Genomic DNA, 18703 nt, shown 5'->3' on the forward strand with positions numbered 1-18703 from the left:
TTTGCCCTACCAGCGGTACTCGCCGCCGATGTTCATCCCCTGAATCCAGTAAGGTGTGTCTCGGTAGACAAACCGAGGATCTAGGAAATTGTTCTGGACGGGATTCTCGGGAGGCAACAGATTTGGGTTGACCGAGGTGTCCATTTGCTCTCCTGCTCGCACCACATTGCTCCAGTAGATAAAGGAGTAGCCTGCTGTGAGCCTCATTCGTTGGGTCAATTGATAGCCTAGCGTGGCTCCTAGCTCGGGGACAACGCTGAACTGGTCTCGCTGATAGGTGCCGATGTTAGTGCGTTGTGCTAGCAATCCACCTTGCTGTGCTGCCCCATTATTGATGGTGGTGGATCCATCGATCATCACCGTTTGCCTAGTGTTACCCAACCCGAGCCTCATCAGAGTATCGAGCGACCAGTAACCCTTGCGACCTTGCCACATAACGCCCAGCTCGACTCCATTAAATTGATTGCGTGTCTGGAAGTTGTCTTGGATCAAGAAGCTGCCTGCGGGCGAGACCCCCGTGAGGTTTTCCCGAACCCCCATCGTGTCATCCAGTTGGAAGTATCTCCAGCCCAACGTTGCATCAAAGCGACTTTGAGCAGGCACCGGCCCACATGTTAAGCGAGAAAATCCGCAACCACTGTCGCAGCATAACGATCGTCGGAAGCGGACAGCGGCGCCACGGAACTGCGATGTCGCGTCAACCTGGACCCGACCTGCCACAACTCCAGGGAAAGCGACCAACTGTGCATCCTCACGCCCTGTCGTTACGTTGTAGAAAGGTCGGGCTAGTATAGGATTTCCGTTCGAGCTTAGGTCAAAGCTTTCACGTGTTTCAGCTGTACCAACGTACTCGCCTTCGATTCCGAGTTTGGGATTATTGACAAACCACCATCCGAAGCGAACTCGCATCCCGTTCAATCGATCGGTCAAAACATCATTATTTCCACCGAAAAGGGTCGTGGCATTGGGAAGTACGCCTGCTGCGGCTTGCGCAGTTCCCGCAGGTGAGGTTGTCACCAACGCGGGGGTGTCGACTCCTCGCTGGTACCACATCAGATATTCCACGTTTACCCAACCATGAGATGGTAGAGCCAAGCAGAGGATCCGACCATCTAGACCATAAGGATCGCAGAGATCGAAGCCGAACGGGGTGCCGCAGGTAAGCCCACAGCTGTCGCATCCGGAAACTCCGCAGGAACCATCGCTGCAGCCACCGATTGCTGCCAAGCCCTCATTGGGATCGTAGTATTCGTCAGCGTAGACTCGCTCAGGCTCATCGGAGTAGAGGACTACTCCATCGTCAATCGGCTCTTGCAGCAGGCTGCGCTCAGAAACCAAGCGGCCCGGGCTTCGTAATGTCGGGGATCCTGGTCGAGGCACGGAGCTCGTCCGTGTCACAGTGCCGGATTCCGAAGTTCGAATGGTTGGGCTAGCAACCACTCTCCGCGTCCCTTGGCTCTGGCCAAATGCAGTCCCCCCTGCAATCGTCGCTACGATCAAGAGTGCGAGTAAGCGATTCACGACTTTCACTTCCCATATTGGAGTTAGTCTCTGCCATTGATTTGCTATCAAGACAGAGCAGTAAGCGTCACGGTTAAGGAGATTCCAACCGTCCTCCAGTCGTATCGACAGCCTCGCCCCTAAACTTAACCCTTTCCGTAAAAATTCCGTAAAAAGAAAACTCGCCCTATTCGAAACAAACCTCCCAGACCACCTATGCTAACGGTTTATTCTCGCTAGCAAAGTTGGCTAGCATTTCGTAGTACATATAAAAGGCTGATTAGCACCGAAAAGCCCTTCCGAGCGCGACAAAGTTTGCTCCGTAAGGAGTGATGCGTTCACCCCGTTTCTCTAGAACAAATGCGGTTGATCGAATCGCATTTTGGCGCGGACCTCGACCGCTTTTTGCGCTGCCACTTCAGGTGTCTCTGCTAGGATCGTGAGGTGCCCCATCTTGCGACCCATTCTCGCGGAGTGCTTGCCGTACAAATGCAAGTGGCAATTCGACTCGCTCAACGCCGCAGAGTATCGAGGTTTGTCCTCACCCCATAAATCTCCCAGCAAGTTCGCCATGGCTGCGGGGCTTATCAAGTCGGTGCACCCAAGAGGTAAATTGCAAATCGCGCGAACCTGCTGCTCGAACTGACTCGTCTGACAAGCCTCGATGGTCAAATGACCAGAATTGTGCGGACGCGGGGCGATTTCATTGATCATCAATCCTCCATCCTCCGTCACGAAGAACTCGACGCACAACAATCCTTCGAGCATCAACGTCTCCGCAACCCCTCTCGCGATCTCTTGAGCACGCGGCTGTAATTTCAATAGCTCGCCGATGGGGGGGCAAGTCGTCACGTCAAGAATGTGATGCGAATGCGTGTTGGTCATCATCGGATAAACGGCTATCTCGCCTCGAGGTGATCGAGCTACCAACACAGAAGCCTCCGCCGCATACGGGATCCATTTTTCCGCAATCACAGGCTCGGGACCTAGCAATTCGAGCGCATCGTTGGCTTGCATCTGGCTCGAAACTTTGCGTTGCCCCTTGCCGTCGTACCCCCAAGTCGTCGTCTTTAAGACCAGCGGCCAGCCGAACGATTCCGCAGTCGGTAGGACTTCTTGAACCGATCGCATTTCACGAAACGGAGTGACCGGAAATCCTGCATTGGAGAGTGTTGTCTTCTCGCGAATGCGATGTTGCGACACAGACAACAATCCAGCTCCCGGGCGGACGGGCACAATCTCTGCAGCTCGATTGACAGCTTCAATGGCAACGTTTTCAAACTCGAGCGTGATGCAGTCGACTTTTCGAGCGAAGTCTCGCACGGCAACGGGGTCCAGATAGTCTGCGTGAATGGTCTCTGCAGCGACATGCGAGGCTGGCGAGTCGACCTCATCTGTAAACACTATCACTTTGTAACCAAGTCGCTGTGCAGCTTGAGCAAACATTCGCCCTAACTGCCCACCACCAAATACCCCCAATGTCGAACCGGGCTCGATTACCTTTGTGTCCGATGCGGATTCGGATGGCTGTGTCGGAGTTGTCATAGTTTTTGGCTTGGCTTTAGGAGAGCTTAGATTTTTGGCGTCGCGAGGATATGGTTCGCCATCACCGACTCGGTCTGTGTCTTTAGAAAATCTGACATTCGTTGCAACAACTCCGAGTCTGAGGTCGCCAGAATTCGGACCGCGAGCAAGCCTGCATTTTTGGCGCCCGCCACTCCGATGGCCAAGGTCGCGACCGGAATCCCGCCTGGCATCTGGACGATGCTGAGGAGTGAGTCGAGGCCTTGAAGCGATTTGCTTTGCACAGGAACACCGAGAACCGGCAAGGGAGTGCATGCGGCGACCATGCCCGGCAAATGGGCTGCACCACCGGCTCCCGCAATGATGACCCTTAAACCTCTCGCCGCAGCCTGAGACGCATATTCGGTCATGTAGTGAGGGGTTCGATGAGCCGAAACGACACGAGCTTCGTACGGAACGCCAAACTGATCCAGGATCGTGCATGCCTCCTGCATGGTAGCCCAGTCCGACTGCGACCCCATGATGACCCCGACCACGGCTGAAGTGGGAGCAAAAAGCGATGGATCCATGATGCGTTGGCTCTTGGGTTGGGGGAGAGTGTTTTGTTGACCGAACGGCCTGCCTACCCCCAAAGCTTAATCGATTTGTCGTTTCCCCATAGTCGAGATTTGTAACCGTTCACGGAGTGAACCGTTGTGCTGAATATTGATCAGTGGGAGCAAGGAGAAACTTGATGCGGCGAGAAACGTAAACTTTACCTGGGCAAGCCAAGTGCATTCCCAATCTTGTCGGATCGGCGGAGCGATCCGCGACAATCGTCGCTGACCGCTCCGTCGGTCAGTTGCCGCCATGGAGCGTATAAATAGAGAGGGCCAAAATATCAGTAGACGTTCCTAAATTGCTTTCCGCTCACGCAGTTCAGACTGCAATTCGGTCGAAATCTGCTGGAGTTTCTCCAGTGATTGCGATTTCAATTGCGACTCATCGGTCGGTGCTCTTCCCAGAAGCCCCTCTAAGGTACGAATCAGCTCGATCTTACCTTCGAACTTGCCCTCGATCTCGCCCTCCGTTCGCGAAGCGTTAATGACCCATTGCCGGTCCCGGCGGGCTTTTTCCGTTGCATCGTACATTTGCTTGTCCTCTGTAACTCGTTTGATAGACACCAGGGATTGGGTGGCTTGCTGAAACTCTTCGTCCGGAAAAAGCTTCATCAGCTCTTCCTCGGTGTACTTATGGGCGTGCAGTAACCAGTACAGCCAACGCTCCAGAGTACTAGCAGTCGCCAGATCGCTCTCTCCTAAATTATACCGTCCCATTTCCAAAATGTGAAATTCCATCGTATCCTTCAGGATACGATTGGTTTCTTGGTCCACCAAGCGAAACGCATGATGCACCCGATCGGAATCTTGCCACAAAGTCCCTTCTAGCAAGCAAATAGCAAAAACCGGTTTCAATTTCGAGTAGTCGTCCCCTGATTTCAGCTGCCCCGAGTAGAGTTCGCATCCATAAAAAACAATCCTCTGAATCAACCCGAGATGGACCTCGAGTTGCATCTCAATATCGTAGATGTTTCCATCCTGATCGACCGCTTTGATATCGAGCACCGATAGTTTGTCTTCGTAGAAGTCTTGATAGTCAATGGAGGCGAAAACCCGGGTAGGGAGATGTGTGGCTATTTGGCCTTTCTAGATTTCAACCAAAACTCAGGCCTTGTCCCTTTACTCGAACAATTCCATGAACGGCTACTCGAGATTTATAGCGAAATCATCGACCGGAGGCCCAACCGGATCGCATAATCGTCCCCCCCAGCGGTCCTGCCCCTGGTCCCAGCGAAATTTCGTAGTCTGCGGCCTCGATGAGCTGATGGTTGTGCTCGATGACCACAATGGTTTGCCCTCGCTCCAGCAAACTTTCAAGGCATTGGATCAGCTTTTCGATATCTGCAAAATGCAGCCCTGTAGTCGGTTCATCCATGACGATTAATTCCTGTTTTGCCCCGCCGTCCGACTTTCCGAGAATGGATGCTAGTTTGAGCCTCATCGATTCTCCCGCCGACAAAGTCCCTAGACCTTGACCGAGCGGCAAATACCCGAGCCCAATTTCTCGCAACAGCTTGAGCCGGTCTCGAATGGTCTCTTCACCTCGGAAAAAATCGAAAGCCTCATCGATGCTTAACTGAAGAACTTCATGAATGTTGCGATCGCGATAGGTTACCTCAAGAACTTCCGTTTTGTATCTGGTTCCACGACAATCGACACAAGGGAGCGAGATATCGGCCACGAACTGCATTTCCACCGTTGTGAAGCCGAGCCCCTCGCAAGTAGCACAACGGCCTTGTTCGCTATTAAAACTAAAATGGCTCGCGGTAAACCGCTTTCCTTTAGCAAGCGGAGTGTCGGCAAACACGGCTCGAATTCCATCGAACGCTTTGCAGTATGTGGCCGGAGTGCTGCGGGTCGATCTAGGGATAGGTGACTGATCGATGGCGATGCATTCGGAAATGCGGTCTTCCCCTTGGAGGGACTCGTAAGGTAGCGGGTTCGCTTCCTTGTCACCTGTCGTTTTCTTGAGAGCTGGCACTAGCGTCTCGAGAAGTAGACTGCTCTTGCCCGAGCCACTCGGACCCGTAACCACCGTCAAGCAACCTAGAGGAATCTCGACACTGGCCTGTTGGAGATTTCTTCCGCTAGCACCATGCAGTTTGAGCCAATGCTTGGCTTCCTGGAGCTTGCTCCGCACATGATAGTCGCCGCGCAAGCATCGACCGGTCACGCTCTTTTGCTTAACAAGCTGTGAGTAGGAACCGTCAAAGACAACCTCTCCTCCGCGTGTGCCAGCACCAGGTCCGATCTCAATGATTCTATCGGCGAGCGTGAGCATGGCGGGTTCATGCTCAACTAAGATGACGGTATTGCCGCGATCGCGAATGTTTAAGATCGCCTTGGAAACTCGAGCCACATCGTCAGGATGAAGCCCCACGGTAGGTTCATCAAATACATAGAGCATGTCGACTAAACTGGAACCGAGCAGGCAGGTCAAATTGACTCGCTGCGCTTCCCCTGAACTAAGCATGTGCATCGGGCGATCCAACGAAAGGTATCCGAGTCCGATATTCACTAAGTACTCCAACCTCTTCAGCAACTGCCGCTCTGGTTCCGAAGCATTGTATTGAGCATGCGCTTCGGACACGCTAAAAACTTTGCTTGCAGGCAGCTCTTCTCCAACGGCATTCGCACCTCCTGTTGCTGAAGGGTCTTCGCTTTCCTGCTCGGTGGTGTTGAGCATGGCCACCAGTTCGCTCACGGGGAGGCTGCAAATATCGGAGAATGTTTTTTCCCTCCAACGATATGCCAAGGATTCCTTGGACAATCGCTTGCCGCCGCATGTTGGGCATTGATGATAAGAACGCCACCGGGACAAGAAAACTCGAACGTGCATCTTGTATTTGTGCCGTTCGAGCCAAGCAAAGAAGCCATCGAGGCCACCAAAGTGCCGCTTAGGCACTCCCTTTTGAATCAAGCTCCAGTGTTTGGCGGTGAGTTTCGCGACTGGCACGTCGACAGGAATTCCATACTCTGGAGCCAGGCTCAGCAACTCATCCAATTCATGCGAGTAAGCTGGTGTCCGCCAGGGAGCAATGGCCCCTTCACGTAGAGACAGAGAGGAATCAGGAACAATCTTGGATTGATCCAATTCAATCACTTCTCCGAACCCCTCGCATTCTGGGCAAGCTCCCCGGGCATGATTCGAGTTGAACAAGCTCGCGTCTGCCTCTTGGAAATCGATATTACAAGAATCGCAGCGGCAGACCGTTGAGAACGAGTGGAGCGAGAATTGGCGACCGTCTATCTGCAGGCTGCCTGATGCCGACTCCATCAGGACCATCACCTGAGATGGTTGATGTAGGATGCACTGATCGTAACTTGACTGAATCGACTGACGCCAGCGCTCATCGATCGTACCGTTCCATGACAATCGATCGACAATCACAGTTGCCTGCTTGGTGAGTTGAAACACCTGGACCATTTCGGAACGATCTGTATCACCTAAGTGAACAAACCGATCACCAACCAACATTCTCACGAACCCCATCGATTGCAAATCGGCGAGAAGCAATGCCAGTTCCTCGTCACTCTCCCAAGTGCACGGGAAACCAACCATAGATCTAGCCGATTCTAGTGAACGAAGCTCTGCGAGAATCGACTCGGGTGTGAAGGACCGAACAGGGGCACCGCAAGAGTGACAGAACAGTTTTGCTTTGCTGGCGAACACCATCCGGAGATGCTCGAGTATCTCGGTAGCTGTTCCGACAGTGCTGCGATTGTTTCGAGCCCGACTGTCTCGCGTTACGGCGATACTCGGCGGGAGTGGCTCAAGTATGTCGAATCTTGGCTTTTCGACACGCTCGAGAAATTGCCGGGTGTACGCCGAAAAACTCTCGATGTATCGTCGTTGTCCCTCGGCGTACAGGGTGTCGAAAGCGAGCGAAGACTTGCCACTGCCACTGACTCCACAGATTACTGTTAGCTGATGCAACGGGAAGTCGAGATTTAGTGACTTCAGATTGTTCTGCGTCGCCCCTCTTAATTGAATGACGGGAGCTCGGTTTGTAGTGGTTGTCTTCTTAGCCATGCAGTCAGATTAGGAGAAAACGCCAAGAAGACTAGTGGCTTGAACTAAAAATACGCATCTGCATTTGCTTATGCGACCGGCAAATAAAAACTGCCGAGTCAATTTAGGGACGCATCGAGCAGCGATGCCAATAGTAGCGAAATCATTTCGCGCCAGCTTTCGCCCATTCGATCCCAGATTGGACGAGACGAGATTCGCGAAAGAAACCTTCCCAAAAACTATGCCCTTGCCCAGGAGCAACGATGAGTTGGACCAAATCCCCGAGCCCCTGGGCCTCATAGATTTGTTTTAAGGCCAGAGAGTTAGGTTCTAAGGGAACAACGGTGTCCTGGTCACCGTGTATGATCGCAACAGGGATTTTCGCGAGGGCCAAGGTTTCAGCCCGCTGGATCGGATTGAATTCCTTGATTCGTTGCTCGAGTTCTTGTGGAGTCATTCCGTAAGCAGGAGCGGCCGCTGCAAGTTTGGGGTAAGTGCGAAAATCGTACACGGGATAGATGCCGATAATACCGGCAACCTTATCGGGATGCGTGATAGCCCAGCTGCTTGCCCAGAGCCCCCCTCGGCTTCGACCAAACAAGCATGCTTTTTTTGCAAAACTACGATTTGCAGTGAGTTCTTCGTAGAGTGCGTTCATGGCGGGATGACTCAGCGGGCTACCGTAAGCTTCTCCAACATCGACTCCTGCGACCGCAATTCCGGCAGCTAGAAACGATTCGTGCATCCAGCGCTCCGCTTCGTCGGGGTACGCGGGCAGCGTTGGAGAATACATGATCCAAGGCTGAGGGTTCGAACGTTTTGATTCTTCGGGGAGAAATACAAAAGCTGGTCGATCCAAGACGGTGAAGACTTCGCCAGGCAAAGAAAGCTTGCCTGGAGCACCGCCCCCCTGACCACGAACCGCTGACCACGGAGTTGACAGGCCTGCGAGAATCAACCAACAGGCGATGCCGAGCATTCGGTAGCCGATGAATCCACGAGCAACGATCAAGGTTGAGCCTCGCGTTATGGGAAGGAATTGAAAGTCGGGGAAAGTGCCAAGCTACTGCCGCTACGGTTGGCCAATAATCAGCGACCGATGGTTTCCACCTCAAGTGCATCCAGGTGGTTGTCTTCGCTTGGTTCCAGTTCGCTTGCCGATTTCGCACTCGGGGCTGAACCAAACTTGGCGCGGACACAGTCCACGTAGTATCGCATTTTCCCGTCCCGCTCTTCTTCCACAAGTCCATGGATATCGGTATCGAATCCTGGGAACATTGCGTTGAAATCGCGAGCAAATTTCAGATACTTGACAATGGTCTTATTAAATCGTTCGCCTGGGATGAGAAGCGGGATACCTGGTGGGTAGGGAGTCAGAAGGACTGCCGTCGATCTACCCTCCAGATCGTCGATCTCTACGCGATCGATCTCGCCGTGCGCCATCATGGAGAATGCTTCGGAGGGCTTCATGGCTGGTTGCATCGGAGACAAGTACATCTCGGTGGTTACGCGAGCCACGTCGTTTTGTTTGTACATGTTGTGGATGCGTTGACAAAGATCCCTTAGCCCGACTCGTTCGTACTGGGGAAACTGTTGGCAGAACTCGGGGAGAATCTTCCACATCGGTTGGTTCTTGTCGTAATCGTCCTTGAACTGCTGCAAGGCACTGAGCAACGTGTTCCACCGACCCTTAGTGATGCCGATAGTAAACATGATGAAGAACGAATACAAACCGGTCTTCTCCACGATAACGCCATGCTCGACCAAGTATCGAGTCACAATGGAAGCAGGGATACCTGTTTCGGCAAAGTGCCCCGTCACGTCAAGCCCCGGAGTAATGACCGTTGCTTTAATCGGATCTAGCATATTGAAGCCAGAGGCAATGTTTCCAAATCCGTGCCAATCGTCACCGGTCTTGAGAACCCAGTCCTCTCGTTCCCCGATTCCGTCCTCGGCCAGCTGCTCCGGTCCCCACACTTTGAACCACCAATCAGCCCCCCATTCTTCATCGACCTTGCGCATCGCACGTCGAAACTCGATTGCTTCCATAATCGATTCTTCTACCAATGCCGTCCCGCCCGGCGGTTCCATCATGGCAGCGGCCACATCGCAGGAAGCGATGATGGCATATTGCGGAGAGGTCGAAGAGTGCATCAGATAAGCTTCGTTGAAAGTATGCTTATCGAGTTTTTTATTCTCGGGCTCGCGTACCAAGATCTGAGACGCTTGTGAGATCCCAGCCAATAGTTTGTGCGTCGAGTGGGTCGCAAAGATCATCGACTCTTTGGGTGCAGGGCGATTCGGCCCAATGGCATGCATATCTTTATAAAAATGATGGAACGCAGCATGCGGTAGCCACGCTTCGTCAAAGTGCAAGGTACCGATTTGCCCATCGAGCATACGACGCAGTTCTTCTACATTGTAGATGATGCCGTCATAAGTACTCTGGGTGATGGTAAGGATACGCAGCTTGCGTTCAGGATGTCGCGCCTGGGCCGCTTTCGCAAAAGGATTCGCATCGATTTTGCGTTGGATTGCTTCGGGGCTGAACTCTTCGATCGGAATTGGCCCGATGATGCCGAGATTATTGCGGGTAGGAGTTAGAAAGACGGGGACCGCGCCTGTCATAATGATGGCGTGCAGTACCGACTTGTGACAGTTACGATCCACGACGACGATATCGTCGTTAGCGACGGTAGAGTGCCAAACAATCTTGTTACTGGTTGATGTACCGTTGGTCACAAAGAAACAGTGGTCGGCTCCGAAAATCCGGGCTGCATTTCGTTCCGAGGCAGCGACGGGACCGGTATGGTCAAGCAATTGCCCAAGTTCCTCGACGGCGTTGCAGACGTCCGCGCGAAGCATGTTCTCACCGAAAAATTGGTGAAACATCTGACCAACCGGACTCTTCAAGAAGGCGACGCCTCCGGAATGGCCCGGGCAATGCCACGAGTAGGAGCCATCGTTGGCGTAATGTACCATAGCTCGAAAGAACGGAGGAGCTAGGCCATCAAGATAGGCCTTGGCTTCGCGAAGAATGTGTCTCGCCACGAATTCGGGCGTATCCTCAAACATGTGAATAAAGCCATGGAGCTCTCGCAGAATGTCGTTGGGGATATGCCGAGAAGTCCGCGTCTCACCATACAGAAAGATAGGAATGTCTGGGTTTTTGTTTCGAATCTCGTTGATGAAGTTCCGAATGTTCGCCAAAGCGTGAGCCATCGAGATCTCGTTGGAGAACTCATCGTCATCAATGGACAAAATAAATGCCGAAGCTCGGCTCTGTTGCTGAGCGAACTGGGACAAGTCTCCGTAATTCGTGACGCCAGCTACTTCGATCCCTTCTTGTTCGATGGCATCCGCAAGGGCTCTGATTCCAAGGCCGGAGGCGTTTCCGGAACGAAAATCTTCATCAATAACAACGATGGGGAATTTGAACTTCATAGGTACCCTAATCATTCCGGTGGCAAAAAGTGGGAGAGGCCCACGTTTATTACCTGTCAACTTAACGGAGTTCAGAAAGTCCGAAAAGCGAAATTCTCGATTTTCTAGATCGGTTAACCTACAGAATTTTCTACCAAAACGAACCAAGGAACCTCATTGACTGAGATTCCTTGGCCGCTGGAAGGAATCCAGTTAGATCCATTCCCTCTGTATAATTTTTCTAATAACCGCTCAAGGAGTAAACGGATACACCGGGCGACCATCGACAGCGAATTCGCGTCCTACCTGTTGCTCTCCACTGACCTCGTGTCAGTGGAAGCACGACTAAGTGGCTAGAAAACCTTGTCCCCCAACCGCCTCCCGGCTCTCCACCGAGTTTACTCGGTGGAAGCGTGACTCGTCGGCTACTCAGCGATGTCCCGGATCGTCGGCGCGTTCTCCTAGCAAGCCAGTCATCCGCTCCATTGAGGCGAGCTCAATGGGGGCGAAGAACACGCGGTGCGTCTTTTGTTGCTAGCCAGCAAGTCATCGGTCCACCGACACGAGGTCGGTGGAGCCGTAAGAACGGGGGGACGTTGCGTTGCTCGCCGGTTAGTCTCCGGTCCAATGACACAAGGTCAGTGGAGCCGCACCACGAATCGACGTGAACGGTCAACTTTACCAGCTCCGCAAGAACCGGGATTTTAGAAGTTGTAATTCATGCCGAAAACCGCACCGTGCAGAATAAGGCTTCGATCATTCTTGATTCCTCGGATCGAACTTACGTGAGTAAACTCAGTCGGGATCTGTCCAACGGAGGTCGCGACACCTGCAACCCCCACGACACGATACCCCAGATTAAGTGTCCAGCCTGGCTTGATAAAAATCCCCGTTCCTAGAGTTCCCTCTCCGATGAACGCGACATCGTTCAGAGAATTTCTAAAGTTATAGGCAACATCAGCTTCACCTGGTGCTCCGAGCGGACGAACCATAGCGTCGGTCGACGTGGTGCCAGCGCGAGTGAAAGTTCGGATATGGTTGTTATAAACACCAAAGGTTGTGCCACCGAAGAAGTTAAACCGGTGACCGGTACACCATGTAGCGAGCGTACCTAACTGAACTCCCACCAAGTCGTTTGTCACGTTGCTGACGTAGTAAAAATCGTCGTCAGTGGTTCCAAACATGTTGTCGCTTTGGCTGGATGCGTACTCGAGTTCATCGCCGAACCGGAACCATCGGAGACCACCGAACGTGTTGAGTCTCAACCTGCTGCACTGAGCGCCATACCAAGGGGCACAAGGACCGGTTAGACCAGTTCCGCATCCCGCTAGGTTGGGACCACAGGAATTGGCACCCCAACCTGCGTCGCCGCTTGGACCACAGCTATCGCCACATTGACCGCCATGGCTATAGCCACGATGTCCGCCGTGGTGACCACCATGATGCAATAAGCCTCCGCCAAGTCCTCCGCAGCCGGTACCTGCTATACCCTGCCGAGCCCCCCCACCGAGAGCAAAGGTGAATAGGTTGAGTTCAACGTTGTGAAACTCGTTGTCGCGTCGCAACCTTTGCGAATGAGTTGCGGGGTTATTGGCGCCCACCCCGCTGCCACTATCGTACCAGTCATAGATCGGTCGATTGCCGCCCGGCATGTATGCTCCGTACCAAGGCATCGGATCACCGGCCGGTGCGATCGGTGAGAAGGCTAGATCAGTTCGGATATTGTTGCCAGCACCGGGCGTGATCGTTACCGTCCGCGGATTGCTGAAGATACCCCAGTAAGTTCCCACGAGAGCGTATCTACCACAACCAAAGTAACGACCCACCGATCCTTGAAAACCACCTGTCGCTCGCATGGCCGCATCGCCTGTTCCGAGCCACGGAGTTGGACCACTGGATGCTAGTTTGCGGTTGTAGTCATCGACGCGATTGAACAGCAAACCTCCAGCACCGAAGATCCACGGCGATGGCGAAACTGCCGTAGTAAGTCCCACCGCAGAAGGTCCGCAGTCGTAATACCCTTCGTTACCAGCCTCGATTCCGTAGGTTGGTCCTCCGTCGAAGGAATGGTCGGAATAGTAGGCACCAACACTATGGGTGGCACAAGCTCCCGCGGCACATGCCGGGCAGGGAGCCTGCGGACCTTGGTACTGCGGAACTGGTGCGGCATAGGCGTGTGGGTCAGGATGATGAAGCTGAGGAGCGTGCGAATGTTCGTGCGGCTGATGGCCGAACTGTTGCTGCCCAAATTGCTGTTGGCCGTGTTGGGGGTGGCCGAACTGCTGTCCGTATTGCAGTCCTTGCATCTGTGGGGCGGTATTCACCTGAGGTGGAGGGGGCGGTGCAGCCGGGCGAGAGTGGATCTGCGGAACAGCTGGCACGCTCTCAATTTCTCCGAGATTGCCGATGGAGTAAGGATCTTGATAGGCGGCGGTTGGGTTCGGAACTCCGCTGCCAATCGTGTTCGCTCCTACCTGACGGTAATTGGTAGGATGAACCATGTTCCCATAGGTTCCGGGAGTAGGTGCCCCCGGAGCCGCCAACGGCGTCCTGCTAGGAGGCAATGGGGGGAGCTGAAAGGAGCTGGCGCCCAAGCCGGTTCCGTTACCAACATACTGAGCTTCAACCTGCCCAGGTAACGCTGCAATTCCCATGGAAATTGCCAAGCCACTAAACCACTTCTTTTTCACCACACAGCTCCTTGCTTTACTCGTCCATCCGTAGACGTGGCGTTCATTACCTTGTTGTTTCGAGCGGGGGAGGCCCCGCTCTTGCCACGGTGCGACCTATCCTTAGGCGCACATTGTTGCTGAGTTCCGTCATCGGTCCCTTGATGCGCTGTCAAATAGTTTCCACTGTAGAAGCAGCAATAAAATTTCCACCGGTCCATGCATAACCGGAATATCTAGTCTGTGCAGCACGTGTGGATTCGGGCCGGCGCCTCTGCTATGTGCTGCACACCTCCACATACTTTTCCCAGGCCGCAGAACCAGCAGAGTCGATTTCATTGATTTTTTGGCTTCGCTGGAGAGGGGCAGACCCCTTTTCGGATATGCACCTAATATAATGTAGAGATGCGAATACCCCACCTCCCCCTCCCAGGCTTCGTCGCGGCACTATATTATTCCGTCGCGACACTCTATCTTGCGAGTGCGACAGCCCATGCTCAGCACTTTGAAGCTTCGGTTCTGCCGATACTCCGAACTCACTGCGTTTCTTGCCATAACAACGACGATCGCAAAGGAGACTTTTCCTTTTCCGATCGGCAGTCAGCCTTCTCAAGCGGAATGATCGAGCCCGGCGATCCTGATAGCAGCACGCTTTTAGACTCCGTGAAGTCTCACGGCAACAATCCTCCAAGAATGCCTAAAGCAGCAAAGGCTCTCAACACGGAGGAAATTGCAGTGCTAACGGAATGGATCGTAGCAGGAGCGGAGTGGCCCGACAGCGTGACGATCGAACCACCCACCGTAACCGATTGGAACTGGTGGTCGCTGCAGCCTATCACCCGACCTGACCTTAATGATTTCTTAGGAATGCAGGGAAACGAATCTGATTATCGCGAATCAGAAAACCCAATCGACCTATTCCTAGAGGCTAAACGACGCGAACTCGGTTTGTCGCATTCTCCAGAAGCCCCAGCCAAGATATTGCTTCGTCGTCTGTTTCTCGATTTAATTGGCTTGCCTCCCACGCAAGAAGAGCTTGCGGAGTTTGAACGGAGTTACCAACCAGGATCAGCAAACGCTGAAGCGGTTTACCTACAATGGGTCGATCGACTACTAGCGTCACCTCGATACGGAGAGAAATGGGCTCAGCATTGGCTCGACGTGGCTCGCTACGCAGATACCGCCGGATACGACAAAGACAAACTCCGCCCCAATGCTTGGCCCTATCGCGATTATGTCATACGCTCTTTCAATACGGACAAGCCGTACAGCCGATTTCTCCAAGAACAAATCGCCGGCGATCGACTGTTCCCGGGCGAACCAGATGGGATTCTTGGCTTGGGCTTCCTAGCCGCCGGTCCATGGGATTGGATTGGACACGCCGAAGTCCCCGAGTCCAAGATCGATGGCAAGATTGCTCGCCACACCGATCGGGACGAGATGGTTAGCGCGACCCTCAATACCTTTTGCTCCATTACGATTCAGTGCTGCCAATGCCACAATCACAAATTTGATCCCTTTACGCAGACTCATTACTACAATCTGCAATCGGTTTTTGCCGCAGTTGATAGAGCCGACCGGATCTACGACGACGATCCAGAAATCGCCCAACAACGTGAACAACTAACACGCACCCTCGAATCGAACCAGCAGCTACTGGCGGATCTGGACAAAGCGGTTCGTGTGCGAGGTGGTGCCGCTCTGACTGAGATGAATGAACGCATCCGTGAACTGACTCCCCTCGCAGAACTGCACTCAAACCCACCCGAGTTCGGCTATCACAGCGCAATCGCCTCTCGACCAGACGAAGCGAAATGGATCGAACTCGAACTACCTGCCGCTACCGAAATCGATCGTATTATACTGAGGCCATGTCACGATGATTATGCCAACATCGGTGCAGGGTTTGGTTTTCCTCAGCAGTACCAAATTCTCACTTCCCCTTATCCAGCCGATTCTAATGAATCAGACTCTCGCGAACCAAACGAGACATCCGCTGATGATTGGTTTGTGATTTTTGACTCTAGAACCAACCTCGATTCCAAGCAACACAACAACATCAATCCTGGAATCGCTGCTCAATCTTTTCATTGCGACAACAGGCTAACTCGACGTGTTCGCATCGTCGCAAACCAATTGGCTCCGCGTTCTCAGGATTATATTTTTGCCTTGGCAGAGGTAGAACTCCTCACGGCCTCAGGCGATAACTTAGCCCCCCAATGCAAGATCACCACCTTGGATTCGATCGAAGCCCCACCTAGATGGAGTACGGCCAACTTGATTGACGGCTTGTTTCCTAAACCTCAAGACGAGTCGGCGGCGATCCAGCTCTTTGCGGCCAGAAAGGAACAATCAGAGCTGCTCGGCAAACGGATTACTAGCGAAGAATTGCAACAACGAGCCGCCGCCGAAAAGCTCGCAACTGAGATCTCAGGGCAGATTGCAGCACTGCCGCTGGGACGATTCGTTCACGCAGCAACGACAGATTTTCCGGTGATAGGCACGTTTCGGCCCACGTTGGGGCAACCTCGCGAGATTCATCGTTTGCATCGAGGGGATGTGCTACAACCACGTGAGCCATCGGCTCCGGGCACGATACCTCTCGCCCCTGAAGAATCGGGAGTCTTTGAGTTAGCAACGGATCACACCGAAGCAGATCGACGCGCCGCCCTGGCTCTTTGGTTAACCAGTACGGATCACCCACTGGTTTGGCGATCGATTGTAAATCGAATTTGGCAATTTCATTTCGGTCGAGGCATCGTCGATACTCCCAACGATTTTGGACGCATGGGCTCACTTCCCAGCCATCCTGAATTACTGGACTTCCTCGCTTGCGAATTCCGAGATCATCAATCCTTCAAAAAATTACACAGAAGAATTGTCACAAGTCGCGCTTACCGACAAAGCAGTCAACATAACCAGGAAAATGCAGCCATCGATGCCGACAATCGATACTACTGGCGTATGCATCGACGGCGACTGTCTGCAGAGGAAATCCGGGATTTGCAACTCTGGGTGAGTGGCCGACTCGACACCAAGATGGGTGGCCCGGGATATTATCTGTTCTCGCTGGAACGCCCCGAACATTCGCCTCACTACGAGTATCACAAATTCGATCCTACCGATCCCGCGACCCATCGACGTTCGATCTATCGCTTTGTCGTTCGCTCGCAACCCGATCCATACATGACGACCCTCGATTGTGCAGATGCCGCACAAAGCACTCCGCAACGAAACGAGACCCTCACCGCCTTGCAAGCCCTTACGATGCTGAATAGCAAATTCAGTTTGAGTATGGCCGAGTACTTTGCCCAACGTGTCGAATCATTCTCAAGCGATCCAAACGATCAGGTAGATCATGCCTTTGAGCTCACTACCGGTCGATTACCGAACTCCGAAGAGCAGAGCATGCTTCGGGAGTATCGAATTGAGCATGGGCTCGTCAATTTATGTCGTATTCTTTTCAACTTGAGCGAGTTTGTTTATGTGGACTAGACGACATTGGCTCGCGACATCGGCCCAAGGGTTTGGATTATTGCCCCTTTCCCAATTGCTCCTCGGTGACGAGCCGAAAGCCGATAGCATCCTCACAGCAAGCATCGGACGGGGAGGCCAACTCAACGCCCTTCATCATCCTCCCAAGGCCAAACGGGTGATTCAACTCTTTATGTCGGGAGCAGCCTCGCACATAGACCTTTGGGATCACAAGCCACAGCTAGAGAAACATCACGGTGAACCGTCCCATTTTGGGGAACATGTCGAAGCGTTCCAGGACGGACTGGGGCCATGGATGAAATCCCCCTTCGCGTTTCGACCTCACGGTCAGTGTAGCAAGATGCTTAGCGAGGTCGTGGAGCCAATGGGCAAGGTAGTCGACGAGTTGGCGTTTATTCATAACATGGTCGGCAAAACGGGAGTTCATTCAACAGCCACGTTTTTGCAAGCAACGGGATTTCAAAATCCAGGCTTCCCGGGAATGGGCGCGTGGGTTAGCTATGGACTGGGTTCGATCAGCGACAACCTTCCCACCTTTGTCGTCCTTCCTGATCATCGGGGCTTTCCCTCGAATGGCCCTAAGAATTGGTCGTCCGCTTTTTTGCCAGCCCACACCCAAGGGACAACGATTTTTCCGCAGAAAAGAACGCCGATCGAAGATCTCCTGCCCTCCAGGGAATTTGTCACCCCGAGCAGCGATCTGGCTGGCAGAGAACTTTTAGCTCAACTGAATCGAGGGTATCAAGAGTCCAGGCCGGGCGATTCGCGACTCGATGCTCGGATCGCTTCTTATGAGTTAGCGGCCAAGATGCAACTCAGCGCGCCCGAAGCCTTGGATATCAGCCAAGAACCGGAATACATACTTAAGATGTACGGTCTGGATTCGATAGGTCGCGAGTATCCGTCGGAGATCAATGCACCAGAGGAGATCGAGTATTTCGGTCGCAAATGCTTAGTCGCGAGACGATTGCTGGAGCGAGGGGTTCGATTTGTTCAAATATGGTCAGGAAACGATAACAGTTTTCCGAGGCGGAACTGGGATAGCCACGAAGACATAAAACGTGATCACGGACCGTTAGCGATGGGGATGGCGGTCGGTGCCTCGGCGCTGATTCAAGATCTAAAACAACGGGGCATGCTGGAGGATACGATCGTTTTGTGGACCACCGAGTTTGGCCGTATGCCATCAACCCAAGGTACATTGGGTCGGGATCACAATCCATTCGTCTTCACCAACTGGATGTGCGGCGGAGGAATTAAGCCAGGTATCAGTTATGGCCCATCCGATGAGTGGGGCTACAAACCGCTGGATCGCGAGTCACCGACCCAAGTGTACGATGTGCATGCTACGATTCTTCACCAACTCGGAATAGACCATACCAAACTGACCTATCGCTCCAACGGTATCGATCGTCGGTTAACGGATGTTCATGGTCATGTTCTTCAAGATCTGATCGTCTGAAGTTGAATGCCTTGGTGAG

At 53.1% G+C, this 18703-nt stretch carries 11 protein-coding genes; 2 read left to right on the forward strand and 9 right to left on the reverse strand.

The window, feature by feature from the left end; all coding sequences use genetic code 11:
• Nucleotides 1–6 precede the first annotated feature (6 nt).
• The 9 genes from SH449x_RS09490 to SH449x_RS09530 form a co-directional block, all read right to left on the reverse strand.
• Nucleotides 7–1521, reverse strand: a complete 1515-nt coding sequence (locus tag SH449x_RS09490; RefSeq protein WP_482381096.1) for a BBP7 family outer membrane beta-barrel protein — start codon at nt 1519–1521, stop codon at nt 7–9.
• A 330-nt stretch (nt 1522–1851) separates the two neighbouring features.
• A complete protein-coding gene (locus tag SH449x_RS09495; RefSeq protein WP_482381097.1) occupies nt 1852–3045 on the reverse strand; it encodes a 5-(carboxyamino)imidazole ribonucleotide synthase in 1194 nt (397 codons plus the stop codon).
• Between the two features lie 26 nt (nt 3046–3071).
• The gene (purE, locus tag SH449x_RS09500; protein ID WP_482381098.1) at nt 3072–3593 is read right to left on the reverse strand and encodes a 5-(carboxyamino)imidazole ribonucleotide mutase; all 522 of its coding nucleotides are present in this window, start codon (nt 3591–3593) and stop codon (nt 3072–3074) included.
• 66 nt (nt 3594–3659) lie between these two features.
• Nucleotides 3660–3875, reverse strand: coding sequence for a hypothetical protein (locus SH449x_RS09505; RefSeq protein WP_482381099.1), 216 nt, complete (start codon nt 3873–3875; stop codon nt 3660–3662).
• 42 nt (nt 3876–3917) lie between these two features.
• Nucleotides 3918–4700: an Rpn family recombination-promoting nuclease/putative transposase gene (locus SH449x_RS09510; protein ID WP_482381819.1), complete on the reverse strand. Its 783-nt coding sequence runs from the start codon at nt 4698–4700 to the stop codon at nt 3918–3920.
• An 88-nt stretch (nt 4701–4788) separates the two neighbouring features.
• Nucleotides 4789–7656, reverse strand: coding sequence for an excinuclease ABC subunit UvrA (gene uvrA / locus SH449x_RS09515; RefSeq protein ID WP_482381100.1), 2868 nt, complete (start codon nt 7654–7656; stop codon nt 4789–4791).
• A 142-nt stretch (nt 7657–7798) separates the two neighbouring features.
• The gene (locus tag SH449x_RS09520) at nt 7799–8647 is read right to left on the reverse strand and encodes an alpha/beta hydrolase family protein (RefSeq protein ID WP_482381101.1); all 849 of its coding nucleotides are present in this window, start codon (nt 8645–8647) and stop codon (nt 7799–7801) included.
• Between the two features lie 77 nt (nt 8648–8724).
• Nucleotides 8725–11079 (reverse strand): Orn/Lys/Arg family decarboxylase, encoded by a 2355-nt coding sequence (locus SH449x_RS09525; protein ID WP_482381102.1) that lies wholly within the window; start codon nt 11077–11079, stop codon nt 8725–8727.
• A 683-nt stretch (nt 11080–11762) separates the two neighbouring features.
• A complete protein-coding gene (locus SH449x_RS09530; RefSeq protein ID WP_482381103.1) occupies nt 11763–13748 on the reverse strand; it encodes a hypothetical protein in 1986 nt (661 codons plus the stop codon).
• Between the two features lie 384 nt (nt 13749–14132).
• On the opposite strand from SH449x_RS09530, the gene SH449x_RS09535 reads away from it, so the two are divergent.
• Both SH449x_RS09535 and SH449x_RS09540 read left to right on the forward strand, forming a co-directional pair.
• On the forward strand, nt 14133–17222 hold the full coding sequence (locus tag SH449x_RS09535; protein WP_482381104.1) for a PSD1 and planctomycete cytochrome C domain-containing protein: 3090 nt from the start codon (nt 14133–14135) through the stop codon (nt 17220–17222).
• On the forward strand, nt 17212–18684 hold the full coding sequence (locus SH449x_RS09540; RefSeq protein WP_482381105.1) for a DUF1501 domain-containing protein: 1473 nt from the start codon (nt 17212–17214) through the stop codon (nt 18682–18684). The genes SH449x_RS09535 and SH449x_RS09540 overlap by 11 nt, the downstream gene beginning before the upstream one ends.
• The last annotated feature ends 19 nt before the right edge of the window (nt 18685–18703 follow it).

The organism is Brakhagea baltica (assembly GCF_052161605.1).
Lineage (GTDB): Bacteria > Planctomycetota > Planctomycetia > Pirellulales > Pirellulaceae > JBKCUI01.